This is a genomic window from Nocardia sputi, assembly GCF_023501985.1.
In genome coordinates this window covers 491765-506841 of the sequence record NZ_JAMFLC010000001.1, presented here as the reverse complement: position 1 = coordinate 506841, position 15077 = coordinate 491765, and the positions used below count along the sequence as shown (strand labels likewise).

Sequence of the window (15077 nt, the reverse complement as noted above, 5' to 3'; positions counted from 1 at the left end):
CGCGCCGAACGGCTCAGCAGGAACCCATGGCGGTGCCCTGGTCCGTGCCGTAACGGTGGCCGTGGCCCGGCGGAGCGTTCAATGCGGCGAGCAGGTCGGCGGTGGTCTGCGCGAAGCTGACCACCGGAAGCCATTGGGGGACCGGAGCGTCGACGCGGGTCCCGGCCAGGTCGGGCGCGCGCCACAGCTGGGAGAGCGACCAGTGGATCACCGGGTCGGAGCTGTTGGCCAGCACCGTCGCGCCGCCGCGGTGGACCTGGTTGGCGGGCGGACCGGCCCAGAGGGCCGCGCAGGTCCGGCGGTCCTGCTCGGCGTCGTCGGAAAAGACGGCATTGCCGCCGAGAGCGCCCAGGCTCTGCCCGTACAGGTACAGCTTCGGCTTGTGCGGCAGCCCTCGAACGTGGTCTTCCACGGCGGTGAACAGCGTGCGTGCGGCCGTCACCGCCGCGTCGCGACCGAACACGAACGTCGCCCAGCTCGGGGCATAGGAGTACTGCAGCCCGACCAGCGCCACGTCACCGTCGAAGCGCTGATCGAAACCCGCTACGGCGTTCACGTCGATCCAGCCCGAGCCGGTGGGCACCGTGACCACCAGGTGGGAGCGCGTGAAGCCGCCCGACCGTTCCAGTTCCCGAATCGCCAGCGCGACGCGGCTGTTCAAGTCCGGCGCCGAGGCCACCCCGACGTAGACGCGCACGGCCCGCACCGATGCGCCGCTGACGAACTTCCGTCCCTCGGCGCCCAGCGACGCCCAGCTCACCGCGGATTCCGAGCTACCGGACCCCGTGTGCGAAACCGGGCGCACCAGAGCGGGATCGAGTTCGGCATTGGCCTTCGCGTACACCGATTCCCGCCATCCGACCATCGCGGGCACGCCGACGACATACAGCAGGGCCCCCACGACGGCGGCCAGCGAGATTCCCCGCGCCCAGCCCAGCTTGCCCCATGCCCAAGCGATCGAGCGGGTGGCGCAGGCGAACAACCCGATGATCAACGCCGCCCCGAGCGCCCATCGCACCCAGTAGTCCGTTCCGATCGGCGGTGTGCCCATCGCCGCACGCAGCCGGTTCTGCCAGTGCCCCGCGTTCGCTGCGGCGCCCACCACCGATACCGACGTCGCGATCAGTAGCGGCCACCGCACCCACGCCTGCCGTTGGTCGATGTCGAAATCCCAGCGGCGCAGGAGGATGCGCAGCACGCCTGCCACGCCGAGCGCGAGCGCCGCGAGGAGCCCGGTCAGCACGGCTTGTGCGCTGGGCGTACGTGGCAGCAGTCCCGGGGCCGAGGACGCCAGTGCGCCTGCTCCGACGCCGAGCGTCGTACCGATCCGTGGCGGTGTCACCCGCCACAGGATGACGGCAACCCGGGGACGGCGGTTCATGAAGGCCGTCACGCTCGATGTCATCGTGGCACCGCTGTCGCGTAGGCGTCGTTCGGCAAGCGGTCCGCCAGTGCGGGCTCGCGCCGCCGATTGCGCAGGACGAGAACCGCGGTGAGCCCCGCGATTCCGGCGCCGAGCACGCCGAGCAGCTTCCAGGTCGCCGCCGAATCGGCATGCGCGGTGCCGAGCAGGGGTTCGATTACCGGCGCGCCGTAGTCCTGCCGCCGCGAGTTCAGGTCGACGGCGGTCTTCGCGACCGATGCCATCGCATCGCAGCGGGCGCGGGAGAACGCCTCGACGCGGGTGGCACAGGCTCGGTGCATCTCCCGGTCCAAGGTCGCGTCGAGGGCCTGCCGCGCCCACGGTCCCAGCGGTTCGCCGCGCCGGTCGGCGTAGCGCAGCAGGTCGTAGCCGAGGTCATGGGCCTTGCACGCGGTATCGAACTCGGCGGGCAGCGTCACCGGGGACGAGCAGTCGCCGCGCGGATTGACCACGAGGCCGTCCATCGTGCTCGGCCGGTAGCCGAACGACGCGACGAAGTCCGCCGGGATGGCGCCGAGCACGCCCGCGCCGCCCGCGGCCAGTTCGGCGACGGCGGCGCCGACCTGTGCGCTCTCGATCGGGGCTGCCGCGGCGGCGTGCGGGGCGGGTGCGAGGAATACCGTCGCCGCCACGGTGGTCAACGCCGCCGCGGTGAGCGCCGCGTAGCGTCTCGGGTGTTCTGTGACGGAAAGGGTTGGGGCGGAATGGGTTCGGGCTCCTGCGGCCGAAGCGTACCGGGTCTCGGGCCCGGCGCTGGTCGGTGTCCTCATGGCGACGACGTTAGGGACCTGTCTCCCGCGACCGCCTCACGCCCGGGGAGGTTTCCCGTGCCGTGCCGCCGGGGGAGCCGTCGCGCGGGTCTGGCACCGGGGTATCGGGCCGGAAATCACCCGTGGGTATGAGGCCCCCGCGAGCCGCGAGTTCCTAGTGTCATAGGCATGAACCGAGAAGATCGCGCCTGGACGCGACGGCTGGACGCGCGGACCTGGTTCGACCTCGGCACGGTGCTGCTCGCGCTGATCTGGTACACGGTGGCTTGGCCCACCCTGCATCTGACCCACGCGGTGCCCGCCGCGGCACAGCCGTTCATCGCGGCGCTGGCCGCGTTCCCGGTGCTGCTGGTGCGGATCAACCCGGCGTTGGGCTGGGCCATCTCGGCGGGTTCCGGGCTGGTGATTGCGCTGGCTATCCCACATCAACCGAACAACGACCTGCCGTTCCAGGTCGTGCACGTGCTGAGCCTGCTGGTGCTGCTGTTCGCGGTGGCGCTGCGCGCGCCGGGACAGATCGTGGCGGTGGCCTGGGGTGCGACGGCGCTGCTGTTCGCGGCCACCATGCCCGGTGAAGGAGAGGCGTTGGCGAGCGCCGCGTGGGGCTGGCCGGTCGCGCTGGCGGCGCTGGTGCTGTTCGGGCTGCTCGTGCGCTGGCTGGCGCTGTCGCGTCGACAGCTGGTGCGCCAGGAAGAGGAGAACGAACTCGAGCGGGCCCGCCGGGCCATCCTGGAGGAGAAGGCGCGCATCGCTCGCGACCTGCACGACGTGGTCGCCCATCACATGTCCCTGGTGGTAGTGCAGGCGCAGACCGCGCCGTACCGGGTCGAGGGGGTCACCCCGGCCGCTCGTGCCGAGTTCGAGTCCATCGGCGCCACGGCGCGCGAAGCGCTCAACGAGATCCGCGGCATGCTGGGCGTCCTGCGTAGCGACGGCCAGTTGCCCGAGCACGCGCCCCAGCCGAAGGCGGCCGATGTCATCGGCCTGTTCGAGGGCGCGCGGCGGGCCGGTGTCCGCATCGAGTGGACCGTCGACGGCTCGCTGGACACGATCCCGGAGACCACCGGCCTCGCCCTCTACCGCATCGCCCAGGAATCGCTGTCCAACGCGTCCCGGCACGCCCCCGGCTCCCCTGTCGAAGTGCGCATCGCGCGCGGTGCGGATCTGCTGCTCAGCGTCGAGAACGAGCCGGGAGCCACCCCTGCCCGGCCGGTCGGCAACGGCGGACACGGCATCGCGGGTATGCAGGCCCGAGCGCTCGCCGTCGGCGGCGAGGTCACGGCGGGCCCGCGCGACGACGGTGGCTTCCACGTCCACGCGCGCTTCCCGCTCACCGCGCCCGACAGCGTCGCGGAACTCGTCGGGGCGGCCGCATCCGTGCCCGCCGAACCGGCACCTCGAGTCCCGAACCCCTGACGGCGCAGGTTCCGCACACGGCGGCCGCGGGAGATACGGGCGCAGCGCGAGCACGCGCTGGGCAATTATGGTGAGCGGGTGTCAATTACCGTGTTGATCGCCGACGACCAGGCGATGGTCCGTCAGGGTTTCGGGGCGCTGCTCGCAGCCCAGCCGGATATCAGCGTTGTGGGCGACGCGGCGGACGGAAAAGTCGCGGTGGCAGAGGCGAAGCGGCTGCGCCCGGATGTCGTGCTGATGGATGTGCGCATGCCGGAGATGAACGGGCTGGACGCGGCCCGCGCCATCCTGGCCGCCGGGTTCGACCCGCCGGTCCGCGTGCTGATGCTCACCACCTTCGACATCGACGACTACGTCTACGAGGCGCTGAGCCTCGGCGCCAGCGGTTTCCTGCTCAAGGACGCGCCCGCCGAGGAATTGGTGCGCGCGGTGCGGGTGGTCGCAGACGGTCAGGCGCTGCTCGCGCCGACGGTCACGCGCAGGCTCATCGCCGACGTCACCCGCCGCCGCAGCGCCGCCCGCGCCAAGCCGGCGCCGCAGCTGTCCGCGCTGACTCCCCGCGAGCGGGAAGTGCTCGAACTGATCGCGAAAGGCATGTCGAACAGCGAGATCGCCGAAAGCCTCTTCGTGGCCGAACAGACCGTGAAAACCCATGTCTCCAAGGTCTTCTCCAAGCTCAATCTGCGCGATCGAGCCCAGGCGGTGGTCTTGGCCTACGAGACCGGCCTGGTCACGCCGGGCTGATCCGGCTCACAGCGGCGCGCAGGAGCCGCCGCGCAGTTCGTCCAGATGACGCCCGAGCAGCTGCGCCATCCGGCTCAGGATGGCGGTGGAGTCCTCGAAGGTACCGGAATCGGCCTGCGCCGCGAGCGCCACGGCGATCATGCCGGACCGGACCGGCACCAGCCCGAACTGGCGGACGGTGTAGACGCCGGTCTCGTCGTCCGGGCCCCAGCCGCCCTTGAAAGCGGTGCCCTCGAGCACGCCCAGACCCCACGCCTGTTCGGGTGTGATCTCCGTCATCAGCTCGGTGACGTGGAACGATTCGGGCAGGCACGGCAGCTGGGAGGCGAAGCGGACCTGATTGGCCAATGTCCATTCGGTGCCGCCGAAGGAGGTGTAGTCCAGTGTGGTGCGCGGGCCCGCCACACCGGTCGTGGCGTCGCCCGCCTCATCGATCACGTCCTGGACCGCCTTGGCCGCTTCCAGCCCGTCGCCGAGCGACTGCCACAGCGCCTCGGCGGCGTCGTTGTCCGACCAGGTGATGGCGGCCTCCACCTCGTGGCGGATCTCCTCCTGGGAATCGTGACGCAGCGCGGCGATCGCGAGCGGCACCTTCATGGTGGACCACGCGATGCCGCTGACCCAGTCGCCGAAGACGGTCATCCGGCCACCGCCCACGGGCATGATGGCCATGCCGACCTGTCCGCCCAGCCGCGGTTGCAACTGGGTGAAGTCCGCGGCCAGCGAGTCGGGAACGGACACCGTGAGGTTCGGCCGCCAGGCTCCCACGGTGTCGACGACCACCGGCGGCGCTTCGGTGGCGGTGCGCTCGCCGGGAAACAGGGCGCACGAGGTCAGTGTGAGCAGCACCACCATCGCCACGGCGCGTAGCCCCGAACGACGCGTCGAAGCGGATCTCGTCGACCTCACCACCGAGTCCTCCCCACCACCAGTGGCGCGTCGCGCTGTTCTTCGGCGGTGCAAAATAGCTCATCGGGCTCGTCCGGTCGGTGACCGGACGAGAGACATCGCCGCGGCACGCGACGGTGTCGCCGGCACGATATCTCGGACATAGTTTTGCGGATCTTCCCGGAGAATTCGAAACCCCGTGGCCACGGGGTCACCCGGTAGGCTCCGTGATCGATAGGAAAGCGCCCGGACGTGATGTCCGGTCGCCGCGGTCACCTGAAGGGGGCGTGTTGCTCGACAGCGGTGCGGTGTTCGCCGGGTTCACCATAGAGAAGCTGCTCGGCCAGGGCGGCATGGGGTCGGTGTATCTCGCCCGTCACCCCAGACTGCCGCGGCAGACCGCGCTCAAGCTGCTCAACCGGGAGCTGTTCACCGACGTGGAGGTCCGCGCCCGGTTCGAGCGGGAGGCGGACCTGGCGGCCCAGTTGGACCATCCGAACATCGTCGCGGTGTACGACCGCGGCGCCGAGGACGAACAACTGTGGATCTCCATGCAGTACGTCGACGGCATCGACGCGGCGACGGTGAATCCGCAGAGCCTGCCGCCGGAGCGCGCCGTGCAGATCATCGAGGGCGTCGCGGCCGCACTGGATTACGCGCACGGGATGGGAGTGCTGCACCGGGACGTCAAGCCCGCGAACATCATGCTGGCCCGCGCGATGGGCGGCCATGGCGAGCGGGTCTTCCTCACCGATTTCGGCATCGCCCGCCTGCGCGAGGATTCCACCCATCTGACCCAGACCGGCATGTTCACCGCGACGCTGGCCTACGCCTCGCCGGAGCAGATGACCGGTGCGCACCTCGATCACCGCTCCGACCAGTACTCGCTGGCCTGCGCGCTGTACTGGTTGCTCACCGGCATCGCCCCATTCGACGCCCCGGCTCCGGCCGACATCATTCGCGGGCATCTCCAGTTGCCGCCGCCCTCCGTCGCGGCCCGCCGCGCCGGTTTGTCACCCGCGCTCGACGCGGTGATCGCCAGGGCCATGGCGAAGCGACCGGACGACCGCTTCGCCTCCTGCGCCGAATTCGCCGCGGCGGCCCGTCGGGCGCTCACCGAGCCCGCCCCGACCGTGGTGGCCGCCCAGTACCAGCCGCAGCCCGCGCCAACCGTCCTCGCGCAACCGGCTCATCCGGCGCCGGAGGCGAGTCCGCCGATCTACGTTCCCGCGGGGGCCGCCCCGAGCTACACGGCGCCGCCGCAGTACAACCCGAACCCAACCGGCGGACAGCACTTTCCCTCGTCCGACAATTACGCGGCGCCCGCTTCCCAGCCGAATTACGCGGCGCCGCCCCCGTATTCCGCACCCCCCGGACCAACGGGTTATCCGTCCCAGCCGCCCGGCTATCCGTCGCAAGGTCGCTCCAATACGGGGCTGATCGTGACGATCGTCCTGGTGATCGTGGCACTGCTCGTCGGAGGCGGCATCGTCGTCGCGAAGGTCGGATTCTCGGACTCCGCGTCGCCGCTCGACCTCGGCACCAAGACGCCCGCGGGGCCGTCCGACGCGGACAAGCTCGCCAAGGCGTTCCCGGAATTGCTGCCGCAGGGGGTCGACACGAAATACGGTGTCGGCTCCGGGCCGGGTTATCGCGGCAAGACCTGCTTCCTCGGTACGGCCAAGCCGGGCAGCAAGGTCTCCAGCGGCAACGGGGTACCCGACTTCCCGAACTGGGCGACGGCCTGGAACTGCTGGGGCACGCCGATCGACGAACCCGACTACGTCCTCATCGGCTTCAAGTCGCCGCAGGACGCCCGAGCCGCGGTACAAGACCTGCCGTCGAACACGGCGGCCACCGAACGCAACGGTGGCACAGCGTATTCGACCTACCGGTGGCAGGAGAAGTCCGGCGGATTGCCGGACGGTTTCCTGGTCGTCGATTTCGACGACGACCCGGCCCGGTCGAGCTACCTGCTGTTCGCCACGGTGACGCTCACCGACAGCATGCCGAGCTCCGGATTCGGCATCACCGCCGCGAAATTCAAGACCTGGTTCGCCGAACTGCCGTTGTGAGCTGGTCGGTTCAGTCGACCGCGAGCGCCTCCACGATGGGCAGCCGGGCCGCCCGCAGCGCGGGCGGGATCGACCCGAGCAGCGCCAGCGCCAGTGCGATCAAGCCGTAGACCAGCAACATCGGGCTCGGCTGGTAGACGACGTCGATGGTCAAGGCATGTCCGATGGCCACCGTGGCCAGGTACTGCACCGCCGCGCCGAGAGCCAAACCCAGTACCGCGCCGACGAGCCCGATGCCCGCGGCTTCGGCCAGCACCGAACGCATCAGGAATCTGCGCCCGCTGCCCATGGCACGCAGCACGCCGAGTTCCCTGCGTCGCTCCAGCACCGAGAGCATCAACGTGTTGAGCAACGCCACCGTGGCGACCAGCACCACGATCCAGAGAATGGCATTGCTCATCGCCATCCCCTGCCGGATGCTCGACGACGCGGCCACCACCGTGTCGGCGCCGGTGTCCACGTTCAACTCCGGCGGCACCACCTGCCGGATCGCCGCGAGGACCGCCGCGCGATCGGCGCCGGGTTCGAAGTCGACGGCGATGACCGTCTCGCCGGGCCGCTCGTACCAGTCGCGCATCAGATTCAAGTCCATCATCACCACGCCCGCGATGGCGGAGAAGTACGGGATCACCTGCAGCACCCGCACGGTGCGCGGGCCGGTCGGCGTCGGCAAGGTCAATTCCGCGCCCGCGCCGACGCCGAGTGAGCGAGCCACGTCGCGGGAGATCGCCACGCCCTCCCCGGCCGACAGCCGGGCGACCGAATCGTCGGTGAGCATGCGCATGCGGGTTTCGCGGGCATCCGGCGGAAACCCCTGCAGCATCACGCGACTGCCGCCGAGCGTGGCGAAGGCCATCTGCGCCGGGCTCAGATGCGCGACGCCGGGCACCGCCGCGAGCTTGCCCGCCAGATCCGCGGGCAGCAGCGGCCCGGTGGGGAATTGCGCCATCGACGCCGGACTGATGTAGGCGTCGTTGCGCGCGAGATCGGTGAAAGTCACGGTGGCCGAGTCGATCATGTTGCTCGACGCGCCGCTCATGCCGACGGTGGCCCCGACGCCGATCATCACCGTCATCGCCGTGGCCCACACGCGACGCGGCGAGCGTTGCAGGGTGGTCGCGCCCAATGCGCCGGGAGCGCGGAACCAGCGTGCGATTCCGGCCGCGGCCCACACGATCGGACCGGTGGCGGCGAAACACAGCAGGATCGCGGCGATGAAAGAGATCGAGATGGCGGTCAGCGAGTAACGGCCGAGATCGCTGCTCGCGATCAGCACCGCGGCCCCGGCCAGCCCGCCGCCGACCGCGACGGCCAGCCAGCGCAGCAGCGGGCTTCCCGCATCGGACCGGCCCGCACCGACCGGAACCAGCGCCTCGATGGGCCGCACCTTGTACACCTGGCGGGCGGCCAGCGCCGCCGCGAGCACACTGGTGAACACGCACGCCACGACGGCGAACGGAATCACGTACCAGGGCACCGAGTATTCGGTGCGCGCCTCCACCGACTGCACGATCGCGGTGGGCAGGGTGCCGATCGCGACACTGCCCATGAAAACCCCCAGCGCCGCGCCCACCGCACCGCCCAGCACCCCGAGCAGCGCGGCCTCGGCCAAGAGGTCACGCACCATCGGGCCGCGTTTGCCGCCGATCGCGCGTAACAGCGACAGCATCGGCCTGCGCTGGGCGATCGCCATGCTCATCGCGTTGTAGATGAGGAACGCCGAGACGATCAGCGCGGCGGCGGAAGCCATGGTGGTGGAGTAACGCACGATCTGCACCGCGCCGCCCGCCTGCGCGGTGCGCAGACTGGGCTCGGCCACCACCGCGCGCCCGTCCACCGCCTCGGTGAGCGCCGCGCGCACCTGCGCCGCGTCGGCGCCCTCGGCGGGAACGATCTGGACGGAATCCAGCCGCCCCACCCGATCGGTGATCTTCTGCGCGAGCCCGAGGGGGGCGGCGATGAGATGTCCGTCGTTGAGTTTCCGGGAAGTCTCCTCGTCGAGGACGCCCGCGACCGTGACGGTCGTACCGCCCAGCGTGAACTGCTCGCCCTCGGCGCGGCCGAGCCCGGTGCCCACCAGTACCCCGTTGGGCACCGAGAGAAGCTTCCCCGTGAACGCGCCCATCGGGGCGGTCAATTCACTGCCCAGCGCCCCGATATTCGCGTCGGCGCCGATCAGCAGCGCGCGGTCGGCGCCGGTGCCGATCTGCGCCCGCAGCATCGGCACCGCCACCGCGACGCCCGGCGTGGTCGCGATCCGCCGCAGCAATTGCTGGTCGAAGCCGGCGTCGGTGATCCCACTGACCTCCAACTGCGCCTTGCCGCCCAAGCCGCGGGTCAGCTTGTCCACCGAGCCGGTGACCGAGCCGGAGATACTGAGCACCGCCACCAGGAGCGACGCCGAGACACCCATCACCACCAGCGACATCAGGGTGCGGCCGCGGTGGGCGAGCAACTCGCCGATATTGAACAGTCGCAGCCGATCCCACGCGGCGCCGATCATGCGGGGGTCTCCATGCTCACGCTTCGCTGCCGCCTGCGGGCCTGACCGCTCACGCGGTGTTGGTTGTTCGCGTGAGCGGGGCCCTGCGGGGTTACGCTTCGCTGCCGCCTGCGGGCCTGACCGCTCACGCGGTGTTGGTTGTTCGCGTGAGCGGGGCCCTGCGGGGTTACGCTTCGCTGCCGCCTGCGGGCCTGACCGCTCACGCGGTGTTGGTTGTTCGCGTGAGCGGGGCCCTGCGGGGTTACGCTTCGCTGCCGCCTCCGGGCCTGACCGCTCACGCGTTGACCGTCCGCTCGACCTTGTCGTTGGACCCGATCCGCCCGTCGCGCAAGGTGATCACGCGGTCGCAGTAGGTCACCGCGCCCATGTCGTGGGTCACCATCACCACCGAACTGCCCGATCCGGCGATCTCCCCGAGCAATTCGAGGATGGCGGCGCCGGTCTTGGAGTCGAGGTTGCCGGTGGGTTCGTCGGCCAGGATCAACGGCGGGTCCATGATCAGCGCCCGCGCCACCGCCACCCGCTGCATCTGCCCACCGGACAGTTCGGCGGGGCGGTGTTCGGCCCGCTGCCCGAGCCCGACCCGGTCGAGCAATTGCAGCGCGCGCGGTCTGGCCCTGCGCAAACCCGTGCCGTCCAGCAGCTTCGGGATCGCCACGTTCTCCCATGCCGACAGCGTGGGCAGCAGGTTGAAGAACTGGAACACGAAACCCACCTGGTGGCGACGGAACGCCGACTGCTGTTCCTCGTCCAGTGCGCCGATCTCCTCGCCCCGGAACCGGATCGAGCCCGCGTCGGGACTGTCCAAGGCGCCGAGCAAGTGCAGCAGAGTACTCTTGCCGGATCCCGAGGGCCCGATGATCGAAGTGAATTCGCCCGGCTCGATACGCAATCCGACGTCATCGAGCGCGCGGACGGCCTGGCCGCCGACCCGATACTCCTTCGTCACGCCCGATAGTTCCAGCATTGCCGGCTCCGCCATCGATGTCCCCCGCTCCGTACCGTCGATCAAAGTTGTTCGTCCCTCGTGGCGCGTTACCGCGCCATGGCCTCCGACGCGAGTTTGCGGCGACGATACTGTGCATCGAGCACCGCGCGCAGCACCGGCTGCTCGGCCGCCAGCTCGAGATAGGCCTCCATCGCCGTCGATCCCTGGTCGAGTTTCGCGGCGTAATGAAGGTTCCATCGGTAGCGCAGCGTGAGCAATAGTCCGTCCACGCCCCCGAACAGTCGATCCAGGTCGGGGAGCCCCTCGAACAGGTCGGGATCGGTCGGGTCGAGCGCCGCACGGGTGAGCACGGTGTGCACGATGTCGGTTCGAGCGTGCTGATCGGTCCAGGACATGGCCATCGCCTTCCTCTGTGAACTACCGCCAACGCTACGGACGCGACCGTCTTGTTGTCGTCGTGCCAGGGACCCGAATGCGTCTCCGCCCACGGTAGGAGTGGCGGCCCGCTTCGGGGACGATGTACCGGCACCCGGACGGCGGCTAGCCTTGGAGAATGGGTTCGACCGGCGTATCCGCAGCACCGCCCAGTACGCCTCGGGCAGGCCGCGTGCGGGCCTCGATGCAGCGCATCCGCCTGCGGTGCGCCGAGTTCGGCCGCGATCCGGTCGCGGCGTTCCGGCGCAGCGTCGAGGAGTTGCCCTACGACTACCCGCCTTCGATCATCATCAGCGTCGACGTCGCGGTGCTCGTCGTGGCGGTCGCGGCGGCCGTGCAGCGGCACAGTTACTTCCCGACCGTGCTTCCGATCATCGCCGTGCTGCTGACGTGTGCCTTCGGTCCGCTGCACGCGTTGCTCGGCGTGCTCCCGCGCCCGCTGCTGCTCGGCGTGCTCGCCATGGCGGCCGAGGCGCTGTTCCTCGCCCAACCGGTCGCGGCCGACTTCGCGCCCTTCGTCCTGGTGGCCGCCGCGGGTGAGATCGCGGCGATCGCGCCGAAGCGGGTGAGTATCCCGGTGACGGTCGCGATGATGCTCCAACTGGTCGCCTTCGACGCGATCGGTCACGTGCCCGAAGGGCTGCCCACATACCTGGTCGGCATCGCGTTCGGCTGGATGGCCGGACTGATGCTGCAATATCAGCGCCGTTTCCTCTACCAGGAACGCGGGTACCAGGACATCCGCGCGGCGCAGGCTGCCGACGAAGAGCGCCACCGGATCGCCCGTGAAGTGCACGACGTGATCGCGCACTCGCTGAGCATCACCCTGTTGCATCTCACCGCCGCCCGGCACGCGCTGCAAACCGATCGCGACGTGGACGAAGCCGTGGAAGCGCTGACCGACGCCGAGCGGCTCGGCAGGCAGGCCATGGCCGACATCCGCCGCACGGTGGGCCTGCTCGACGCGCGCCCCTGGAAACAGGTACCGGAACCCGGCGTGGAGGACATCGAGGACTTGGTCGGCGATTTCGTGCGGGCCGGTCTGGACGTGCGCTACGACCGCCACGGCGACCTCGGGGCGGTGTCCCCCGCGGTCGGGCTCGCGCTGTACCGGATCGGCCAGGAGTCGCTGGCGAACGTCGTCAAGCACGCCCACGGCGCGTCCGCGCGGGTCCGGCTCGCGGTGGACGCGACGATGGTGACCCTGACGGTGGACAACACGCTGCCCGCCGGGCCGCCCGGGCAGCGCGGCGCGGGCATGGGGCTTTCCGGCATGCGGCAGCGCGCCGAACTGCTCGGTGGCCGGATGACGGCGGGCCCGTCCGATCGAGGTTGGTCGGTGCGCGCGGGCATTCCGCTCGCGCCCGGCCGCGGCGGATTCTCTTGTTCGGTGCTCGGCACCGCGGCGACCGGAAGGGAAGGGACGTGAGGGAGCCCCAGCGAGTGAGTCGAGGCAGCGGCACGACGGCGCCGAGCGTCGGCGAGGAGCGGTCGTGAGCGTGCCGTCGCCCGCGAGTGGCGAAGATGCCGTGACCGTACTGGTGGTCGACGACCAGGAACTCGTGCGCGGCGGTCTGCGGCGCATCCTGCGCAGGCGGGACGGCTTCGTGGTCGCCGAGTGCGCCGACGGCGACGAAGTGCCCGCCGCCGTCGCGCAGTCGCGCCCCGATGTGGTGCTGATGGACCTGCGGATGAAACGGGTCGGGGGGATCGACGCGACCAGGATGCTGCGGGCGCGCGAGGGCGCCCCGCCGGTGCTGGTGCTCACCACCTTCGACGACGACCAGTTGCTGTCCGGAGCGCTGCGCGCGGGCGCGGCCGGATTCATCCTCAAGGACTCGCCCGCCGAGGACCTCATCCGCGCGGTGCGGATGATCGCGGGCGGCGGAGCGTGGCTGGATCCCTCGGTGACCGGTCGTGTGCTGTCGGCCTACCGCACGGTACGTCCGGTCCGCACCACCAGCGATGCCCGGCTGTCCGAGCTGACCGCGCGGGAGTACGAGGTGCTCGAACTGATCGGGCGCGGTCGGGTCAACGCGGAAATCGCACGCGAGCTCGGCATCTCGGAAGTGACCGTGAAAAGCCATGTGGGACATATCTTCGGCAAGCTCGATCTACGGGATCGAGCCGCGGCGATCGTGTTCGCGTTTGACCACGGGGTGGTGACACCCGGAGAATCCAATCTTTGACGGGCAGGCTCCGGTCGCGTACCGCGTGATCGTGGTGTGCTGCCCGGGATGCGGAGGATGACGGGTGCAGGAACCTGGGCCGAGAACCGGAACGCGGTTCGGGCCGTACGAACTGCGGTCGTTGCTGGGCAAGGGGGGAATGGGGGAGGTCTACGAGGCATACGACACGGTCAAGGGCCGTGAGGTCGCGGTCAAGCTGCTGTCGGAAGAGCTCGCCGCGGACCCGACCTACCAGGTGCGGTTCCGCCGGGAATCGCAGGCCGCCGCGCGGCTGGCCGAACCGCACGTCATCCCGGTCCACGACTGGGGCGTGATCGACGGTGTGCTGTTCATCGACATGCGGCTGGTCCGGGGCGTCGACCTGCGCACCCTGTTGCGCGGCCGGGGGCCGCTGAGTCCGGCTCGCGCCGTCGGCATCATCGAGCAGATCGCCTCGGCCCTGGACGCCGCGCACGCGAGCAATCTGGTGCACCGTGACGTCAAACCGGCGAACATCCTGGTCACGGACCAGGATTTCGCGTATCTCGCCGATTTCGGGATCGCGCACACCGAAGGCGACAGCGCGGTGACGCTGGTCGGCATGGCCGTCGGCTCCTACATCTACATGGCCCCGGAACGCTTCGACGTCGGACCGGTCACCGGCCGCGCCGACGTGTACTCACTGGCCTGCGTGCTGCACGAATGCCTGACCGGAGCGACGCCGTTCCCTTCGGGCAGCATGAACGTCTTGATCAAGTCGCATCTGTCCGATCCGCCGCCGCGGCCGAGCACTCAGGCACCTGGCGTTCCGGCCGCGTTGGACGAGGTGATCCGGCGCGGCATGGCCAAGGACCCGGCCGACCGCTTCCCGGCCGCGAGCGCACTGGCCGCAGCCGCACGCGCCGCCCTCGCCTCGGCGACGGCCACCGGACCGACGCTGGTCGTGCGCGCGCCCGACCGGACGCCACGCGCGGGCGAGCAAGCCGGTGCGGCGGTCGCACCGGAATCGACGGGCGAGTTGTCCTTGCCCGCGGTGATCCGTCCGAGCGCGCCGACGGTGGTCCGTCCGACGGAGCTCCAGTTCACGCCGCTCCCGTCGGTGGACCCGCCGCCGCAGGGTCCGCGAGCGCCGTACCCGCCCGAGGTGGAGCTGCCCCCGATGCGCCCGTTCCCGGACGCGCATCTGTACCCGGAGACCCAGGCGTACCTCGAGGCCGCGGGACACCAAGACGCGCAGCACTACCCGGCCCCGCCCACGCAGGTGTACCCGCAAGGCATCCAACAGTCCTACCCGTCGCCGGACCTCGTCGGTTCCGCGCAGCCGTACGCCGAACAGCTGGACGACTCCGCGCCGGGTGCTCCCGACTCCACCCGGGCGTACCCGGAACCGGCCGCGGGATGGGCATACGCCGACCTGCCGCCGCAGGCGTACTCCCAGGCACCCGATCAGGCCGAGACGCAACGACATCCCGGAGTCGGGAACTACTCGGAGGACACCAGGCGGTATCCGGAGCACCGACAGCCACCCGGCGCGGCCGCCCCGCCGGACGCGTCCGACCATCTCCCCGCCCCCGAGGCTGCCCCGACCGAATATCTCGCGCCGGTGGGGCAGGACGGCCTCGCGACTCGCACGGACTATCCGCCCCGGGGCGACTACCCCGCGCGCACCGGCTACCCGCTGGGCCGTGACGAGCCGGAGTACGACT

At 70.4% G+C, this 15077-nt stretch carries 11 protein-coding genes and 1 pseudogene; 6 read left to right on the top strand and 6 right to left on the bottom strand.

The annotated features are described in order from the left end of the window. Positions 1-13: 13 nt before the first annotated feature. Positions 14-1405 carry an alpha/beta-hydrolase family protein gene (locus tag M8859_RS02475; protein WP_249643684.1) on the bottom strand — a complete coding sequence of 464 codons (1392 nt, stop codon included), beginning with the start codon at positions 1403-1405 and terminating at the stop codon, positions 14-16. Next, positions 1402-2193, bottom strand: a complete 792-nt coding sequence (locus M8859_RS02470) for a hypothetical protein (RefSeq protein ID WP_249643683.1) — start codon at positions 2191-2193, stop codon at positions 1402-1404. The genes M8859_RS02475 and M8859_RS02470 overlap by 4 nt, the downstream gene beginning before the upstream one ends. Before the next feature lie 168 nt (positions 2194-2361). Between M8859_RS02470 and M8859_RS02465 the strand changes: the two genes are divergently transcribed. Further along, positions 2362-3609: a sensor histidine kinase gene (locus M8859_RS02465; protein WP_159920151.1), complete on the top strand. Its 1248-nt coding sequence runs from the start codon at positions 2362-2364 to the stop codon at positions 3607-3609. A 78-nt stretch (positions 3610-3687) separates the two neighbouring features. Further along, on the top strand, positions 3688-4353 hold the full coding sequence (locus M8859_RS02460) for a response regulator (protein ID WP_159920149.1): 666 nt from the start codon (positions 3688-3690) through the stop codon (positions 4351-4353). A 6-nt stretch (positions 4354-4359) separates the two neighbouring features. On the opposite strand, the gene M8859_RS02455 is transcribed toward M8859_RS02460, so the two are convergent. After that, positions 4360-5262, bottom strand: a complete 903-nt coding sequence (locus M8859_RS02455) for a serine hydrolase (RefSeq protein ID WP_223512400.1) — start codon at positions 5260-5262, stop codon at positions 4360-4362. Positions 5263-5528: 266 nt separating this feature from the next. On the opposite strand from M8859_RS02455, the gene M8859_RS02450 reads away from it, so the two are divergent. Continuing rightward, positions 5529-7316, top strand: a complete 1788-nt coding sequence (locus tag M8859_RS02450; protein WP_240679449.1) for a serine/threonine-protein kinase — start codon at positions 5529-5531, stop codon at positions 7314-7316. Positions 7317-7326: 10 nt separating this feature from the next. On the opposite strand, the gene M8859_RS02445 is transcribed toward M8859_RS02450, so the two are convergent. The 3 genes from M8859_RS02445 to M8859_RS02435 all read right to left on the bottom strand — a co-directional run bounded on the left by M8859_RS02445 (position 7327) and on the right by M8859_RS02435 (position 11163). Beyond that, positions 7327-9819 (bottom strand): FtsX-like permease family protein, encoded by a 2493-nt coding sequence (locus M8859_RS02445; RefSeq protein ID WP_195069320.1) that lies wholly within the window; start codon positions 9817-9819, stop codon positions 7327-7329. A 274-nt stretch (positions 9820-10093) separates the two neighbouring features. Beyond that, on the bottom strand, positions 10094-10801 hold the full coding sequence (locus M8859_RS02440; RefSeq protein ID WP_159920143.1) for an ABC transporter ATP-binding protein: 708 nt from the start codon (positions 10799-10801) through the stop codon (positions 10094-10096). 53 nt (positions 10802-10854) lie between these two features. Then, the gene (locus M8859_RS02435; RefSeq protein ID WP_159920141.1) at positions 10855-11163 is read right to left on the bottom strand and encodes a hypothetical protein; all 309 of its coding nucleotides are present in this window, start codon (positions 11161-11163) and stop codon (positions 10855-10857) included. Positions 11164-11321: 158 nt separating this feature from the next. Here M8859_RS02435 and M8859_RS02430 point away from each other — a divergent pair, with 158 nt between their 5' ends. From M8859_RS02430 to M8859_RS37875, 3 genes and pseudogenes are all read left to right on the top strand, one after another. After that, positions 11322-12632, top strand: a complete 1311-nt coding sequence (locus M8859_RS02430; protein WP_249643682.1) for a sensor histidine kinase — start codon at positions 11322-11324, stop codon at positions 12630-12632. Positions 12633-12702: 70 nt separating this feature from the next. After that, positions 12703-13392 carry a response regulator gene (locus tag M8859_RS02425; protein ID WP_195069549.1) on the top strand — a complete coding sequence of 230 codons (690 nt, stop codon included), beginning with the start codon at positions 12703-12705 and terminating at the stop codon, positions 13390-13392. Between the two features lie 64 nt (positions 13393-13456). Next, positions 13457-14512: pseudogene (locus M8859_RS37875) on the top strand (serine/threonine-protein kinase); the annotation flags it as partial. Between the last annotated feature and the right edge of the window lie 565 nt (positions 14513-15077).

Bases quoted from the DNA above. Each gene is read 5' to 3' on its own strand.
- M8859_RS02475 (WP_249643684.1), bottom strand. From the start codon at position 1,405: ATGACATCGAGCGTGACGGCCTTCATGAACCGCCGTCCCCGGGTTGCC.
- M8859_RS02470 (WP_249643683.1), bottom strand. From the start codon at position 2,193: ATGAGGACACCGACCAGCGCCGGGCCCGAGACCCGGTACGCTTCGGCC.
- M8859_RS02465 (WP_159920151.1), top strand. From the start codon at position 2,362: ATGAACCGAGAAGATCGCGCCTGGACGCGACGGCTGGACGCGCGGACC.
- M8859_RS02445 (WP_195069320.1), bottom strand. From the start codon at position 9,819: ATGATCGGCGCCGCGTGGGATCGGCTGCGACTGTTCAATATCGGCGAG.
- M8859_RS02440 (WP_159920143.1), bottom strand. From the start codon at position 10,801: ATGGCGGAGCCGGCAATGCTGGAACTATCGGGCGTGACGAAGGAGTAT.
- M8859_RS02435 (WP_159920141.1), bottom strand. From the start codon at position 11,163: ATGTCCTGGACCGATCAGCACGCTCGAACCGACATCGTGCACACCGTG.
- M8859_RS02430 (WP_249643682.1), top strand. From the start codon at position 11,322: ATGGGTTCGACCGGCGTATCCGCAGCACCGCCCAGTACGCCTCGGGCA.